Consider the following 14,688-nt stretch of genomic DNA (forward strand, 5'->3'; position numbering starts at 1 on the left):
AAAAGAACTATCAGGAAACGATCTTCATCCACCTGACGCAGATCAAAGGAAGCAATAATCCATGCCAAAAAAGTCTTCATTCCACAGACATCGTCCCTCTCCACCAAGTAACGATCAAACTCTAAGAACTCATCCCCCCACAGCCCCTCATTTGTTAGTAATCTTTTAAATTGTGGGACGTTAGCCTATTCCAAATAGGTGTTTGTTGCATATGTAGTAGTGTAGGGAAGTACAGATACGAAAAGGAGGTAAAAGAATGCAACATCATTACGTAGGACCACATCATCGTGGGGATAGATTCTTCTTTGGCGCACCATTTGCAGCAGGGTTATTAGGTGGTTTTGCTGGAGGATTACTAGGTGGCGCATTTTATCGCCCAAGACCAGTTTACCCATATTATCCACCAGTTTATGGGTATGGATATGGCGGTTACGGCGGATTTGGCGGTCCGTTCTACTATTAATTGAAATGTTATGCTACAAAAGTGACAATAAAAAAGGTTGAAATCACTTTGGCGGATTTCAACCTTTTTACTATGCATTAACCCTTACATCCACCTAACTGTAAGGGTTAGATTACAGCAATTAATGGAATCTAAATCTTTGCTGAAGACTAGCTTTAACCCATCAGGTGTATAACTAACAACTGGTATATTTCCAATCCCCGTCTGTTTAATTTGATCCTCGACGAGCTTTTGTTTCGATTCTTGCGCGTTGGTCATGAGTTGTTTAGCAAACTCCTTAGAATCGGCCATTCTTTCAAGTAGCACACTTGCATCTTTCATGAGTGATTGCATATATTTAGCTGAAGTCATAAATAACTGTGGGTTTACTTCTTGAAAAGGTCTCTGGCCGTAGATTGGTTGATAATAGTGATAATAAAAAGGTGTCTGACGAGTGCCTGTGGTGTAATAGGGTGAATAGTGAGGATAAGCTTGAACGGGCACAGAATAGTATGGAAAGCACCTAGGATCATAATGATTCAATAATGTCACATCCTTTTTTAGATAATCCGGTATATTTCCAACACAATATATGCGTCCGAGAGAATGTCTAATGATAACATTACAAAAATGTTAAAATCACATAGTTTCTTCTATATTTTGCTATAATGAATTTACTTAGCTACTTATGTTGATAAAGTGGGTTTGGGGAGGTGAAAGAATGGAATTAGATTTAATCCTTGATGTTATAGAGGAAAATGGATACATAGGGCTGTTTCTTTGGCTTTGGTTCGGAGTGGTAGGTATGCCAGTACCTAATGAGCTGATCGCCATGACGGTTGGATTAGCGGCCTCCTTAGGTACCTTAAATCCAATACTCATCTTTCTATCTACATATCTAGGAATAGTTGCTGCACTGACCACAAGCTACCTCGCAGGAAAGTACATAGGTGTTAGACTCCTTCCATTCTTTCAAAAGAGCAAACGGATGGCTCGAACGATTGACCGGTCCTTCCAATCCATTGAGAAATATCATGCCTTTTCCCTACTGTTTAGTTACTTTATCCCAGGATTACGAAACTTTGTTCCATTCATCTATGGACTAAGCAAGCTATCCTATAAAGTTTTTGCGATTTTTGCCTATAGTGGGGCTTTTATTTGGCTGAGCATTGTGTTTACGATTGGATATTGGTTTGGAGATCAAAAAGAGATCTTTGTCCAGTATGAAACAGAACTTTTACTTATGGGAAGTATGTTTTTTGTCTGTTCGTTTCTTTTAATAAAACTAGTCAATCGAAAAAAAGGAAAAAAGCTTAGGGGGTCTTCAAGCTTATGAAGGGAAACTCATTAATTCAAACGTTAGGCATTGAATTTAAGCAAGTTGAAAAGGGGAGAGTCGTAGCTACGATGCCAGTAGATGACCGTACCCGTCAACCGTTTGGTCTTCTTCATGGTGGTGCATCTGTGGCACTTGCAGAAACGGTTGCTTCGATTGGAGCGTACGAATTAGTAAATAAGGAAAAGGAAGTTGTCGTTGGGCTAGAGATCAATGCCAATCATATTAGAGGAAAAAAAGACGGTATCGTGACCGCTACTGGATCTGTACTACACCAAGGTCGGACAACGATGGTATGGGATATCAAAATAACAGATGAACAAGATCAGCTTATTAGTGTCTCACGTTGTACGATTGCTGTCATCGAGAGAAGATAAAAAAATCCATGTGTGAAAGTCACACATGGATTTTTCTTATTGCTGAGCACGTTCTTTTTTCACAGCAGCTAAATCGTCCTGTACACTGTTTTCCCAAAGCTTAACATTTGTATTATAGGCAGCCCTGCAAATAAGATGCCCAGCTACTGGTGAGGTCATAAAAATAAAGACTATTGCCAGAATCAGTCGAGAATTCATATGGCCTTCTAATAGATAAAAGTAAAGAAAGGTACCAGCTAAAACAAACATAACTCCTAAGGTAGCGGCTTTAGATGCCGCATGTGTACGCGTATATACATCAGGTAATCGAATAAGCCCTACTGCTGTAACTACTGTTAGGAGTGCTCCAAGTGCGATACATATTCCAATGATAACCTTAACTATTTCGATCACGTTCAAGGATGACCCCCTTTTCTAAATACTTGGAGAAAGCAATGGTTCCGATAAAAGCTAGTATCCCTATTAATAAAATAACTTCTAGGAAAGCATTCGATTCTAAAATGATGGAAACGAGCGCGATAATGGCAACCAAACAAATTCCAAGTGCATCAAGAGCAACCACACGGTCAGGTGTAGTAGGTCCTTTGATGACTCGATACACCATCGCAAGCATGGATAAGGTAATACATACTAGAGAAATGGTTATAACCCATTCTAACATTACCTGCTCACCTCCAAGATTGCTTTTTCAAATGTATTTTTGATGCTAGAGATGGCTGCTTCAGCATCTGAGGCGTCCATAGCATGGATATAAAGGATCGTATTATCGTCTGATATATCAACAACTAATGTCCCAGGTGTAAGGGTGATTAAGTTAGATAACAAAGTGATTTCCCAGTCCTTTTTTAGTTCAGTAGGAAGAGCAAAAATGCCTGGGTGAATATCCAACTTTGGTTTAATAATTACCTTTAAAACTGCAATATTAGATAAGAGAAGCTCTTTAATAAAGATGGCAATTAAATTAATCACGGCTAACACTCTTAATAAGTAGAACCGTGAAGGGAAGAATCGTCGAAAGGCAAAGACGAGCATTAACCCGAAAAAGTAACCAACAAAGAAATCGATTGGTTCATTAGATACCTTTAAAAACATCCAAACAAGAGCTAAGAATACGTTTAATAAAATTTGAAATGCCATTGTTATCACTCCTTCATGACGGCATTGATGTAGGTGGATGGATTAGTAAGTGTTTCCGCAGCCTCTAAAATATACGGGTATACTAACTCCGCACCAACTCCATACAATACAGAAATAATCACTAAAATAGCGGGAGAGATAAGCAACCAGCTTACAGGAGCTTTTTCTTCCTCTTCGTATGTGCGATGAATGCCCCAAAAGCCATTAATAAAGATTTTCATAACTGAGAAAAGGACTAGAAGACTCGACATTAAAACAATTCCTGCACCCCAGTATGCCTCAGCACCAAAGCCGCTCTTGATAATTAACAGCTTACCAACAAAGCCACTCAGTGGCGGAATTCCAGCTAGAGCTAGGGCAGAAAGAAGGAACATCCAGCCTAGTAGGGGGTAGTTCTTAATTAATCCACTGATCTTCTTTAAATTGGTTGTGCCTGTAATCGCTATAACAATTCCAACCAGTAGGAATAACGCAGCTTTAATGAGCATGTCATGGATTAGGTAAAATATCGCACCGGTCAAAGATTCAGTTGTATTTACCGATACTCCAAATAAGATGACACCAACAGCAACGATAATGTTATAAATAATGATTTTTTTAACATCCCAGTATGCCAATGCCCCAATAATCCCGACAACGATTGTAATAACAGCAAGAGCACCTAATAATTCATGCGTGTAACCAGGATCATGAGGGAAAAAGAGCGTATACGTCCTCATGATCGAATAGACCCCAACCTTCGTTAATAGTGCCCCAAACAAAGCCAATACAGGAGCAGGAGGAGCGTAGTATGAACCTGGCAACCAGAAGTAAAGTGGGAAAATCGCACCTTTTAAACCGAAAACGATTAAAAATAACACGGCAATTACGGTTAATATTCCAGGCTGTCCTACTTCTGCAATTCTAGATGAGATATGTGCCATGTTTAGCGTTCCTACCACTGAATATAGGTAAGCGACGGTAATAACAAACAGGGAAGAAGAGATAATATTGACTAATATATATTTCACCGATTCGCGAAGCTGAGCTTTTGTTCCTCCTAGGACCAATAAGACATAAGAGCTCATAAGCATGACTTCAAAGAAAACGAATAGATTGAAAATATCTCCTGTTGTAAACGCCCCATTAATACCGACAATGAGAAATTGCAAAATAGGATAATAGTAAAACTTCTCTCTTTCCTCTCCAATCGCTCGGAAGGAGTATAGACAACAAGCAAAAGCAATGACACTCGTTGTCAAAACAAGAAGGGAGGAAAGCATATCAGATACTAATGTAATCCCAAATGGAGCTTCCCAACTTCCAAGGTTTAACGTTTGTATTCCATCAGCTTGCACTTTCTGAAAAAGTAGAAATGACACAAATACTGTGGATAAAAATGATAGAGCGGAAACCCACCTTGAAGCTATCGTAAAGCGGTTTAAAAAGATTAATATAACCGCTGTAAAAAGCGGAATCAGTATAGGTAATAAAAGCAAATTATTCATTTATCTTCGTCCCTCTCAAGCGATCCATGTTATCCGTTCCTAGCTCCTGGTATGCACGGTAAGCTAACACAAGAAAAAAGGAAGTAACGCCAAAGGCGATAACGATAGCCGTTAAAATCAAAGCCTGTGGCAATGGATCATTGTAGCTTGGAGCGTGTTCTCCAAGTAAGGGAGCAGCTCCATTTTTCAGACCTCCCATAGTTAAAACCAATAAATGGGTTCCATGACTTAAAAGTCCCGTTCCAATAATAATTCGAAGTAAACTTTTAGAAAGCATTAAATAGGTGGCTGCCATAAAAATAATCCCAACAACAAACGCCATAACGATTTCCATTATTCGTCCTCCCCTATTGTTTGAATAATGGTCATTGTGACACCGATAACAACAAGATACACACCGATATCAAACAACACTGCAGTATGCAACGATGTTTTGCCAAGCAGAGGCAAGTAAACATCAGTAAATGCATGAGTTAAAAATGGAACATTGAATAATAAGGATCCAGCTCCTGTACCAATAGAAAAAAGGAGCCCAATCGCTGTCATAATACGGTAATTAACCGGTAAAATATTAGCTACCGTTTTCATGTCAAACGCTAGCAGCAAGAGAACAAGCGCTCCTGCCGTCATCAAGCCTCCAATGAAACCTCCACCTGGATAATAATGTCCAGCAAAGAAAAGATGAATAGAGAAGAGGAGGATGATGAACAAAATCACTTTTGTTACGGTTTGTAGAATGAGGTCATTCGTTCTCATCCTTCTTTCCCCCTTGTAAGACGTAATTTAATCATTGCAAAAATTCCTAGTGCGGCAATTGCAAGTACACAAATTTCAAAAAGCGTATCAAAGCCACGGAAGTCAACAAGAATGACGTTAACCATATTCTTTCCAGCGGCACGAATGTACGTATTGTCTACGTAAAATTGTGAGATTGATTCAAAGAGTTTTGTGCTATTCGCAGAAAGTGCAATGGCTGTGACAATCGCACCCACTCCTATAGAAATAAGAGCATTTGTTAGCTTAAAAGGAATTTTTGATTCTTCCTTTTTAAGTTTCGGTAAATGATAGAAACAAAGTAGAAACAATGCAACTGACACGGTTTCAATGACTAGCTGAGTAAGTGCTAAATCCGGTGCACGGAAAACCACAAAGAAAAGGGCAACCGTATAACCCACCGCACCAAGCAGGATGATGGATGTGAGTCTAGATTTTGCAAAAAGAATAGTAATAGTCGAAACCACTATGAGCACGGAAAGAACCAGCTCATAAAAGCCGATGCTTGATACATGGGCTGTATCGATTACAAACGCATCTTTCTTATAAAGGGTATAGCCTAAAATCAAAATGAAAAATGCGAAAATATACACTAAGTACGTCCGGATATAGCCATTCATATAAAATCGTGTCAGCTTAAACGAACCAGTTTGGATCGATTCAAGACCTTTGTCGTACACCTTGTTTAAGGTTAGTTTTTCAGGCAGTAAATGATAGGCTCTTTCCCATTTTGGTAACGTCAAATACAATAAAATTCCTAGTATTACGACTCCAATGGTCATAAATAATTCTGGGGTTGGTCCGTGCCAGAAGTAAATATGAACGTCAAACATATCTCCTGGAGAAAGCAGGCTCGGTAAGATAGAAGCCATAGCCGGTGAAATTAAATTATGGGAAAGAATATTCGGAAATAATCCAAAAATTATAACTAAAGAGCCAAGGACAACTGGTGAAATGAGCATTCCAAGCGGTGCCTCATGTGGCTTCTTCTTTAATCCTTCCGGTTTGTATTTACCTGTAAATGTTCTAAACACAAGCTTCATGCTGTATATGAATGTAAATACACTGGCGATCCAAGCTAGAACAGGAAATAATAATCCCCAAGTGCTTAGTGAGAAAAGGTCCATTTGTAAAATCTTTACCATGCCGGTAAAGAACATTTCCTTACTTAAAAATCCGTTAAATGGTGGCAAGCCAGCCATAGAAAACGCACCGATAATCGCAAGCGTAAAGGTGATTGGCATCAAATGCATCAATCCGCCAAGCTTCCGAATATCACGTGTACCGGTTTCATGGTCAACAATTCCTACCACCATGAACAAGCTTCCTTTGAAGGTAGCATGATTAATTAAATGAAAAACAGCCGCTGTCGTTGCAACAGTAAAAACATTATCGTCGATTCCATCATAGTGTAGGGCTGCAGCACCAACACCTAAAAGAGACATAATTAATCCTAGTTGGCTAACAGTAGAGAAGGCAAGAATACTTTTTAAATCAGTCTGTTTTACAGCTGAAAAGGATCCCCAGAATAATGTGACGATCCCGAACCCTCCGACAAGCCATAGCCAAACAGGTGATTCAGCGAATACCGGACTCATTCTAGCTACTAGATAAATCCCCGCCTTAACCATGGTTGCCGAATGGAGATAGGCACTAACGGGTGTTGGTGCTTCCATCGCATCAGGGAGCCAAATATGGAAGGGAAACTGAGCTGATTTCGTAAAGGCACCAAGTAAGAAGCAGATTAATGCAGGGATCAGTAAAGTGTGCTCTAATACACGGTCTGATTGTGTAATTATTTCTGAAATGCTAAACGATCCTGTCATGATGTATAGCAGGATGATTCCACCAAGCATTGCCAGTCCACCAAAAACAGTAATCAACATTGATTTTTGAGCACCATATCTCGACTTTTCCCGGTGATACCAATAGCCGATTAGTAGGAATGATGAAATACTAGTGAGTTCCCAAAATCCGTACATAACGATTAAATTATCGGACAACACCACCCCGAACATCGCTCCCATGAACATGAGAAGATACACATAAAAGCTTCCTAGCTGCTCCTTATCCTTCTCTAAGTAATAAATGGAGTATAGAACAACTAAAGAGCCAATTCCTGAGATAAGCAACGCAAAGAGTAATCCGAGTCCATCTATTTTTGCGGCGAAATTAATGCCAAGAGAAGGAATCCACTCAAAGCTCTCATAAACCGTACCTTGGTGTGAAGTGGTACTTATAAATGAAAGAAAATAACTAAATAATACAACTGGTAAAGGTAGTACAAACCACCCTGTATGTATTTGTCTAATGCTTTTAGAAAAAATAGGTATGATGACCGCAAGCAATAGAGGTGAAACAATGGCCAAGTGTAGCAAAGACAAAACAAAACCCCCTCTTTTTTATAAAAATGACAACTGTTTTTTAGAAGTAATACTGCCTATTACTATTTCCAAATTTTTCTCCAAACATGCTTTTCTCAATTCTGACCCAAATAACCATATAAAAAAGTATAACGTAAAAAATCAGACCTTGCATGCCCCAAGCGTAGAACAATCCTTTTTCGTAACAAAACTAATAAATAGGTAGAAACGCAGAAGAAACTGTTAAATTTTTTTTTTTATTTTTTTGAATAAAATAAGGCTTTTATCCTCAAAATAATTTTAAAGTGAGGTGTGAGGATGAAAAAGAAAATACTAGCATCATTGTCCATTTTTCTCCTCTTATTATCTTTAGCGTGGACATTAGATCAAAAAGATAAGCGAGAATTCTATAATGCTGATGAGGAGGGGGAAGTGGTCGAAATTTTAACGGCTGACCCAAGTGCAGAGGGGATTCAAAAAAAGAGATATCGCATGTTTAAGGCAAGGGAGTATGTAAGAATTGAGAGACCATAAGGACTTGTAATCTGTTCTCCTTTCTTTCATAATAATGAAAGATAAAAAAGATGTGGAGAATCCAATGAAAAATACGTACGTAACAAGTTACTTTCCTTTAGTTTCTATTCTTTTATTCAGCTTGTCCTTTGCCATGCTTGTAGAGGTGCATCTATTTAAATTTTTAAATGCAACCGGTATATATGTAGGAATGCTAGAGTTTTTTTCTAGAAGTGGAATTAAGCTAGCCCTTCTTATTTTATTACTTGTTGCCTTTTTTATGGTTTTTGCAGCTCTAAAGCTAATTGCTGATACCATTAATGAACTTTCCCTCCTCTTTTTTTCGAAGGACTTTAATGGAGAAAGTTTAAAGAATGTTCGTGCGGGAGCGATTATTTACTTTACGGGCTCTATATTGTCTCTTTTAGGATCTGCCCATGTAACCATATTAGCTTCCGTATTTTTGATTACAACGATTAGTTACTTTGTCTTTTTTGTCTATAAAGTAAGCTCAAAACTATCACTATCTGGTATTATCGGCCTTATTTTCTTCCAAGTACTTACCTGGTCCACGCTCGTGTTAGGTGTCCTATTTATTGCATTAAAAGTATACAATAGCATCGTTGCTAGTTTACCAGTTTAAAGAACCCCGGATGTGAAAACATCCGGGGTTTTGTTAATTAGCCATAATCGCCTTCCATATATAAAGGTGCGGAGAATATTGCTCAATCGTTTCAATACTAGATGGCATATCTCTCCCCACCCAAACTCCAACTGTGAGCGTATCCGTTAACCCTACAAACCAATAGTCATGGAACTGATTCGTAGTTCCTGTTTTGCCACCTTGATACGTTGCTTGAGATAATTTGGCTTTTCGAGCGGTTCCTGAGAGGATCGTTTCGGATAGCAGACTGCGCATGCTACTAACGGTTACCTCAGACCAGACTTGTTTTTCCTCATTCTTCCACTCGTAAAGAACATTTCCTTGTAAGTCAGTTACCTTACGGATGGCACGAGGTTGTTGGTACCCTCCGTCATAAAAGGAGGTGTAAGCACCCGTTAGCTCTAAAGGGGACATTCCATACGTAAAGCCACCGACGGCAGACGCTAACACATGGTCCTTTGGAACTACCTTTTTAAAAGGAAAAGCCGAAAGATATTGAAAGCCCGTTTCTACACCTATTTCGTTTAATAGTCTTACAGCAGGTGTATTGTATGAATGGGCAAATGCACGTTCAAGCGTTACATTTCCATATGTTTTTCCGCCATAGTTTTCTGGACAATAGGTACCAATACAAAGTTCTCCTGCATTTACTGTCTTAGATAAGGAGGAGTGTGTCTGCTCTATATATGGAGCGTAAACAAGTAAAGGTTTAATTGATGACCCTGGCTGTCGATACGCCTGGAACGCTCGATTGAACTCGCCCTTTTGATAGTTTTTCCCGCCGACAAGTGCGAGAATCTGTGCATTGGTATGGTCAATGACGGCCGCAGATCCTTCCACGTCAATAAATGGGAGATTATCGCTGACCGCTGTTTTTGCACGATTTTGGAGACTTTGATCTAATGATGTTTCAATGCTAACCCCTGATGCTATGACTTCTTTGACCCGAGTGTCAATCTGCTCCTCATCCGTTAACCCTTCTGAAAGAGCAATTAAAGCGGATAGTTCACTCTGCACATAGTTTATATAATCAGGTGCCTGGTCAATTCGTTCATGTACCGATAGAGTAATGGGCATATTTTTTATTTCCATTGCTTCTGAAGCGGTGAGAGTGTCCTTTTCAACTAATAAATCAATGAGACGCTCTTGACGTGCTTTTGTTCTCTCAAAATGTGTTAGTGGGTCATAATAAGTAGGATTATTAGGAACAGCAGCTAGAAAAAGCAGCTCTGCTTTTGTGAGTTCTCGTGTTCCGCGATTAAAATAGTGCTTAGCTGCGGCTTCAATTCCGTAAGCTCCATTTTGAAAATAAATAGAATTAATATATAAATCTATGATTTCCTTCTTGGAGTAAGTTTGTTCTAATTTGTAGGCGTATAGAATTTCACTAAGCTTTCGGTTGTAAGATTGCTCGTGAGTTAAATAAAGATTTCTTGCTAACTGCTGTGTAATCGTACTTGCACCTTGTTCGATCCCGTTAGACTGAATATTGATCGTAAGTGCACGACCCATAGCAGCTAAGTCAAAACCAATATGCTCATAAAAGTGCTGATCCTCTGATAGAACAAACACTTCACGTAATAGCTCCGGAATGTCCTCAGTTGATAGAACGATACGATTCACATTGCTGTACCATTCTAAAACGGTTTCCCCGTTACGATCTTTGATTAAGCTTGTTTGTGATAGATTAGTTCTTTCTAGTTGTATCTTGTTTTCTATCACATGATCGAAAGTATCAAAAGATCTTACCTCATTGCTAGAAAAATAGGCAAGCAGGAAGAAGACGGGGAGAAGCAGGATAATAAAAAAATAACCGGTCGCTACTTTCATGTCAGTCACTTCCTTTTTTATTAAATATTATGATGAAGTTTATGTGCTTCTGTTTTTTTACACTCCACCATAATAAGACAAAAGCAGCAAGGAATAAAGCACTAGTGATAAAAAAGACAGTTGAGATATTATACCACCCCGAGATAAAGTTGTATTTCTTCGGTTTACTAATTATCATTTTATGGAGATTTTTACATATTTTGAAGCAGATATTCCTTTTCACACTTTATTTAAATGAATTAAACAGAAAAGTGAAAAAATTATTAAAAAACATGATATAATAAAGAAACATTCATGTTCATTCTTTGGAATGGTTATTTCATATAATGGTAGTGAGAGTCGAAGGAGGAAAGAGGGTACGTAAGATGAGGAAGGAGCATCAGTATTTATTTATTGATTTTGAGTTTACGATGCCTGAGAGATCTGAACGGTTTAAAGGTTTTTACCCAGAAATCATTGAGGCTGGCATTGTGTCGGTTGTAAATGATCAAATCTGCGAGAAATTTTCTTCGTATGTCACTCCTAATCGTTTCCCAATGCTATCGGATCGCTGTAAATCATTCTTGAAAATTTCACAGCAACAGGTCAATGCGGGCATTAGCTTTGCGGACCTTGTGAAAAAGTTTGAGATGTTATGTTCTCCTTCATTAGACCTGACAATTGTTACGTGGGGCAATATGGATATGAGAGTTCTTCGTAATAATTGCGAACAAGCTGGTCTATCCTTTCCTTTAAAAGGGGAAGAACTCGATTTATCCATGGAGTACAAGCGATTTTTCGGAGACCAAAATCAAACAGGCTTATGGAAAGCGGTGCAAGAGTATGGCAAAGAAGGGACAGGCAAGCACCACCGGGCACTGGACGATGCATTAACCACATTCAATATTTTTCGTTTAGTTGAGAAGGATAAAAAGTATCTTCAAGGTCATACGCCAACTACAATTGGTGACCGAATTGATTTTTCCCAAGTACTTAATAAGTTTGCATAATAAGCCAAATCCCTTATATCGGATTTGGCTTTTGTGTGTTAAAAGTATTCTCTTTCAAGAGTTGCCATATTTTCAAGGCACTTTTTAGCCCAGAGGGAATCATCGTTAGCGAGCTGATCTCTCAATTTTTGAATGGAATGTTGTAGCGACTCTTTATAATCAGGAATTTCCTCTGTGTAGTGCTTCACCATTTTTGCAGGGATATTGGCTTGTTCTCGGTAGGCAAGAGCTCGTCTTTCATGAAAAAGAGGGACATCTGCATCCTTGTGACTATGTAAATCTCCTTGTGTCGGGTGAGTAACAACAGCAAGAACCCGGACAAGAATGGTTTCTGGTCGGATATTTGTTACTTCACCTATATACTTCCCGGTTTTATAAATAGCTGTGACCTTGTCACCGATTTGAATGTCGGACATTTTTTGTTTCTCCTTTCAAATTGGGCTAGAACTGTATATGATAATAATTATGACGTAAGCATAATGAAAAACAAAGTATTTTGGAGGGTGATTACATGAAGAAATTCCTAGGATGTTTATTGTTTGTTGTTTTACTTGTCACCGGATGTGGGACAAGCAATGAAGAAGGTACTGAAAACTCAAACGGAAATGCAAGTAATAATGAAACCGCTAACCAAGAAAATATTGTTCTTCCACAGGCAACCACAGAGGTTGGTGAAAAGGAAAGACTAGTTGAAATGGAAACATCAATGGGAAATATTAAAATCAAGCTGTTTCCAGAACAAGCTCCTAAGGCAGTAGAGAACTTTATTACTCATAGTGAAGAGGGATATTACGAAGGAGTCATTTTCCACCGTGTAATAAATGACTTTATGATTCAAGGGGGAGACCCGGATGGAACCGGCATGGGTGGAGAAAGCATTTATGGCAAGCCATTTGAAGATGAGTTCTCGGAACAGCTTTATAATTTCAGAGGTGCCTTATCAATGGCTAACTCTGGTCCTGGTACTAATGGAAGCCAGTTTTTTATCGTTCAAAATAAAACATTAGATCCACGTGCGGTGGACCAAATGAAACAAGCTGGTTACAACGAAAAGGTCATTAAGCAGTATGAAGATGGAGGTACTCCATGGCTGGATCAAGCTCATACCGTGTTTGGTCAAGTGATTGAAGGCATGGACGTAGTGGATAAAATTGCTACCACTCCAGTAGGTGAAGGTGATAAGCCGGAAGAAGATGTGATCATCAAGAAGATTACTGTACTGAAGTAATCGTACTTGGACGATCGGTAGAACCTTGATATAATAGGCATGAATGACTGCTCGTTGGCAGAAAGGAAGATCGTCATGATCCATTCGTTTATATTATCATTGTTTCTTTATTTTCCTGAAGATAAGTCAGAATATATTCCTGCTGCTATTTCTTTTACCATCTTCTTAATTCTCTGTATTTTTACGATGCGATTTATCGTTAAGGTTTCAAGAAAAGAAGAGGCAAAAGCAAAAGAGCTAGAGAATCAAATTATGAGTGAGCAACAAAACAAAGGATAACGTACACTTTTTCGAAAAGTGTACGTTTTTTTATTTTAATCAAAAACGGAAGAGTCCTACTCTTCCGTCTGACTATTATGCAAAAGCTGCTTTCAAGCGTTGCAAGCCTTCTACCACATGTTCTTTTGAACACGCTATATTCATTCGAACAAACCCTTCTCCGCCAGCTCCGTATTTTGGTCCAGGCTCGAGTCCTATTTTTCCTTTTTCGATTAGTGATTTCTTTATCTCATCATCTGAGAGTCCAAGCTCACGACAATCCATCCAGATTAAGTAGGTACCTTCCGGATCCATCATCTTTATTTGTGGAAGTTCAGAATCTAGGAACTGCTGTACGTAGCGAATATTTTCTGCCATATAAGCCAGAGCTTCGTTTAACCAGGTTTCACCGTGAAGATATGCTGCCTCTATCCCAACGATACCAAATGTATTTAACGTGTGAAACCCTTGCTTTTGTTGTTCAGCTTGAAATAGCTCTTGAAGCTTTTTATTGCTAGTAATAACTGCAGATGCTTGAAGACCAGCCAAATTAAAGGTTTTAGAAGGAGCAATACAAGTGACAACGAAATCAGCAAAATCCTCTAAACTCGCAATTGGGACATGTTTGTTTTCTTCAAACACTAGATCGGAATGAATTTCATCTGATAAAATCAAGCAATTATATTGTTTACAAAGCCTTCCAATTTGAATCAGTTCTTCTTTCCCCCATATTCTCCCACTTGGATTGTGTGGATTACATAGTAAAAACAGCTTTACCCCTTCTTTAAGCTTAGCTTCAAAATCATCAAAATCAATTTCATAACGATTATTTACATTTTTTAAAGGAGAATTTACGACTACACGCTCATTTTTTTCCACCATAGAAAAAAACGGAGTATACACCGGAGATTGAAGCATGACTTTGTCTCCAACAGAAGTAAATGCTTGAACGGCTGTGCTGATGGATGGCACGACCCCCGAGCTGTAGGATATCCATGCTTGACGAATATCCCAGCTGTGTCTTTTTTTCACCCAGGCTTGTATCGCTTTTCCAACAGAAGGTGGGACAAATGTATAGCCGAATATCTCATGATTTAATCGATTTCGAATCGCATTCGTTACTTCAGCAGGTGGTGGAAAATCCATGTCAGCTACCCACATCGGGTGAAGATCGCTGCTTCCAAACACATCGTGGAGGAGTCCCCATTTAACTGATCCAGTATTATTTCGGTCAATCACTTTATCAAAATCATATGTAGTCATAAAGCACCTCACCTTTTTCCATTTTAT

19 protein-coding genes are annotated in these 14,688 nt (G+C 38.8%); 8 read left to right on the top strand and 11 right to left on the bottom strand.

From position 1 onward, the window contains the following. Positions 1-256: 256 nt before the first annotated feature. Positions 257-463, top strand: coding sequence for a hypothetical protein (locus tag BKO01S_RS15620; protein WP_066056030.1), 207 nt, complete (start codon positions 257-259; stop codon positions 461-463). A gap of 84 nt (positions 464-547) precedes the next feature. Here the strand turns inward: BKO01S_RS15620 and BKO01S_RS15625 are convergent, their stop codons facing one another. Beyond that, positions 548-985, bottom strand: coding sequence for a YuzC family spore coat inner layer protein (locus BKO01S_RS15625; protein WP_066056033.1), 438 nt, complete (start codon positions 983-985; stop codon positions 548-550). A 178-nt stretch (positions 986-1,163) separates the two neighbouring features. On the opposite strand from BKO01S_RS15625, the gene BKO01S_RS15630 reads away from it, so the two are divergent. Next, positions 1,164-1,778 carry a DedA family protein gene (locus BKO01S_RS15630; protein WP_066056036.1) on the top strand — a complete coding sequence of 205 codons (615 nt, stop codon included), beginning with the start codon at positions 1,164-1,166 and terminating at the stop codon, positions 1,776-1,778. Beyond that, the gene (locus BKO01S_RS15635) at positions 1,775-2,155 is read left to right on the top strand and encodes a PaaI family thioesterase (RefSeq protein ID WP_066056039.1); all 381 of its coding nucleotides are present in this window, start codon (positions 1,775-1,777) and stop codon (positions 2,153-2,155) included. The genes BKO01S_RS15630 and BKO01S_RS15635 overlap by 4 nt, the downstream gene beginning before the upstream one ends. 36 nt (positions 2,156-2,191) lie before the next feature. On the opposite strand, the gene mnhG is transcribed toward BKO01S_RS15635, so the two are convergent. Genes mnhG through BKO01S_RS15670 form a run of 7 tightly spaced genes read right to left on the bottom strand, consistent with a single transcriptional unit; the run spans position 2,192 to position 7,937 of the window. Continuing rightward, entirely contained in the window at positions 2,192-2,548 is a 357-nt protein-coding gene (gene mnhG, locus BKO01S_RS15640; RefSeq protein WP_066056340.1) for a monovalent cation/H(+) antiporter subunit G, read from the bottom strand. Continuing rightward, positions 2,532-2,816, bottom strand: coding sequence for a Na(+)/H(+) antiporter subunit F1 (locus tag BKO01S_RS15645; protein WP_066056044.1), 285 nt, complete (start codon positions 2,814-2,816; stop codon positions 2,532-2,534). Before BKO01S_RS15645 ends, mnhG begins: the two co-directional genes overlap by 17 nt. Further along, entirely contained in the window at positions 2,816-3,292 is a 477-nt protein-coding gene (locus tag BKO01S_RS15650) for a Na+/H+ antiporter subunit E (protein ID WP_066056047.1), read from the bottom strand. Before BKO01S_RS15650 ends, BKO01S_RS15645 begins: the two co-directional genes overlap by 1 nt. A 5-nt stretch (positions 3,293-3,297) precedes the next feature. After that, positions 3,298-4,779 (bottom strand): Na+/H+ antiporter subunit D, encoded by a 1,482-nt coding sequence (locus BKO01S_RS15655; RefSeq protein ID WP_066056052.1) that lies wholly within the window; start codon positions 4,777-4,779, stop codon positions 3,298-3,300. Further along, positions 4,772-5,113 (bottom strand): Na(+)/H(+) antiporter subunit C, encoded by a 342-nt coding sequence (locus BKO01S_RS15660; protein ID WP_066056053.1) that lies wholly within the window; start codon positions 5,111-5,113, stop codon positions 4,772-4,774. Before BKO01S_RS15660 ends, BKO01S_RS15655 begins: the two co-directional genes overlap by 8 nt. Then, a complete protein-coding gene (locus tag BKO01S_RS15665; RefSeq protein WP_066056056.1) occupies positions 5,113-5,535 on the bottom strand; it encodes a Na(+)/H(+) antiporter subunit B in 423 nt (140 codons plus the stop codon). Before BKO01S_RS15665 ends, BKO01S_RS15660 begins: the two co-directional genes overlap by 1 nt. Further along, a complete protein-coding gene (locus BKO01S_RS15670) occupies positions 5,532-7,937 on the bottom strand; it encodes a Na+/H+ antiporter subunit A (protein WP_066056057.1) in 2,406 nt (801 codons plus the stop codon). The genes BKO01S_RS15665 and BKO01S_RS15670 overlap by 4 nt, the downstream gene beginning before the upstream one ends. Positions 7,938-8,234: 297 nt before the next feature. On the opposite strand from BKO01S_RS15670, the gene BKO01S_RS15680 reads away from it, so the two are divergent. Next, the gene (locus BKO01S_RS15680) at positions 8,235-8,450 is read left to right on the top strand and encodes a hypothetical protein (protein ID WP_066056065.1); all 216 of its coding nucleotides are present in this window, start codon (positions 8,235-8,237) and stop codon (positions 8,448-8,450) included. A gap of 64 nt (positions 8,451-8,514) precedes the next feature. Continuing rightward, positions 8,515-9,072 (top strand): DUF5366 family protein, encoded by a 558-nt coding sequence (locus BKO01S_RS15685; protein WP_066056068.1) that lies wholly within the window; start codon positions 8,515-8,517, stop codon positions 9,070-9,072. A gap of 33 nt (positions 9,073-9,105) precedes the next feature. Here the strand turns inward: BKO01S_RS15685 and BKO01S_RS15690 are convergent, their stop codons facing one another. Further along, complete coding sequence (locus BKO01S_RS15690) at positions 9,106-10,923, bottom strand: transglycosylase domain-containing protein (protein ID WP_066056071.1); 1,818 nt, start codon at positions 10,921-10,923, stop codon at positions 9,106-9,108. A 365-nt stretch (positions 10,924-11,288) separates the two neighbouring features. Between BKO01S_RS15690 and kapD the strand changes: the two genes are divergently transcribed. Beyond that, positions 11,289-11,912, top strand: a complete 624-nt coding sequence (gene kapD / locus BKO01S_RS15695; protein ID WP_066056072.1) for a 3'-5' exonuclease KapD — start codon at positions 11,289-11,291, stop codon at positions 11,910-11,912. Positions 11,913-11,950: 38 nt separating this feature from the next. Here kapD and kapB read toward each other — a convergent pair whose 3' ends face one another. Next, a complete protein-coding gene (kapB, locus tag BKO01S_RS15700) occupies positions 11,951-12,328 on the bottom strand; it encodes a kinase-associated lipoprotein KapB (protein ID WP_066056075.1) in 378 nt (125 codons plus the stop codon). 95 nt (positions 12,329-12,423) lie between these two features. On the opposite strand from kapB, the gene BKO01S_RS15705 reads away from it, so the two are divergent. Next, positions 12,424-13,140: a peptidylprolyl isomerase gene (locus tag BKO01S_RS15705; RefSeq protein WP_066056078.1), complete on the top strand. Its 717-nt coding sequence runs from the start codon at positions 12,424-12,426 to the stop codon at positions 13,138-13,140. Between the two features lie 75 nt (positions 13,141-13,215). Further along, on the top strand, positions 13,216-13,419 hold the full coding sequence (locus BKO01S_RS15710; protein WP_066056083.1) for a hypothetical protein: 204 nt from the start codon (positions 13,216-13,218) through the stop codon (positions 13,417-13,419). A 75-nt stretch (positions 13,420-13,494) separates the two neighbouring features. On the opposite strand, the gene BKO01S_RS15715 is transcribed toward BKO01S_RS15710, so the two are convergent. Continuing rightward, on the bottom strand, positions 13,495-14,661 hold the full coding sequence (locus BKO01S_RS15715; RefSeq protein ID WP_066056086.1) for a MalY/PatB family protein: 1,167 nt from the start codon (positions 14,659-14,661) through the stop codon (positions 13,495-13,497). Positions 14,662-14,688 lie beyond the last annotated feature (27 nt).

Source organism: Robertmurraya korlensis NBRC 107688 (assembly GCF_001591645.1).
Lineage (GTDB): Bacteria > Bacillota > Bacilli > Bacillales > Cytobacillaceae > Robertmurraya_A.

Coding starts and splice junctions, on each gene's coding strand:
- kapB (WP_066056075.1), bottom strand. CDS start 12,328: ATGTCCGACATTCAAATCGGTGACAAGGTCACAGCTATTTATAAAACC.
- BKO01S_RS15630 (WP_066056036.1), top strand. CDS start 1,164: ATGGAATTAGATTTAATCCTTGATGTTATAGAGGAAAATGGATACATA.
- BKO01S_RS15685 (WP_066056068.1), top strand. CDS start 8,515: ATGAAAAATACGTACGTAACAAGTTACTTTCCTTTAGTTTCTATTCTT.
- BKO01S_RS15705 (WP_066056078.1), top strand. CDS start 12,424: ATGAAGAAATTCCTAGGATGTTTATTGTTTGTTGTTTTACTTGTCACC.
- BKO01S_RS15635 (WP_066056039.1), top strand. CDS start 1,775: ATGAAGGGAAACTCATTAATTCAAACGTTAGGCATTGAATTTAAGCAA.
- BKO01S_RS15645 (WP_066056044.1), bottom strand. CDS start 2,816: ATGTTAGAATGGGTTATAACCATTTCTCTAGTATGTATTACCTTATCC.
- BKO01S_RS15660 (WP_066056053.1), bottom strand. CDS start 5,113: ATGGAAATCGTTATGGCGTTTGTTGTTGGGATTATTTTTATGGCAGCC.
- BKO01S_RS15680 (WP_066056065.1), top strand. CDS start 8,235: ATGAAAAAGAAAATACTAGCATCATTGTCCATTTTTCTCCTCTTATTA.
- BKO01S_RS15715 (WP_066056086.1), bottom strand. CDS start 14,661: ATGACTACATATGATTTTGATAAAGTGATTGACCGAAATAATACTGGA.
- BKO01S_RS15650 (WP_066056047.1), bottom strand. CDS start 3,292: ATGGCATTTCAAATTTTATTAAACGTATTCTTAGCTCTTGTTTGGATG.
- BKO01S_RS15690 (WP_066056071.1), bottom strand. CDS start 10,923: ATGAAAGTAGCGACCGGTTATTTTTTTATTATCCTGCTTCTCCCCGTC.
- BKO01S_RS15710 (WP_066056083.1), top strand. CDS start 13,216: ATGATCCATTCGTTTATATTATCATTGTTTCTTTATTTTCCTGAAGAT.
- BKO01S_RS15655 (WP_066056052.1), bottom strand. CDS start 4,779: ATGAATAATTTGCTTTTATTACCTATACTGATTCCGCTTTTTACAGCG.
- kapD (WP_066056072.1), top strand. CDS start 11,289: ATGAGGAAGGAGCATCAGTATTTATTTATTGATTTTGAGTTTACGATG.
- BKO01S_RS15620 (WP_066056030.1), top strand. CDS start 257: ATGCAACATCATTACGTAGGACCACATCATCGTGGGGATAGATTCTTC.
- BKO01S_RS15665 (WP_066056056.1), bottom strand. CDS start 5,535: ATGAGAACGAATGACCTCATTCTACAAACCGTAACAAAAGTGATTTTG.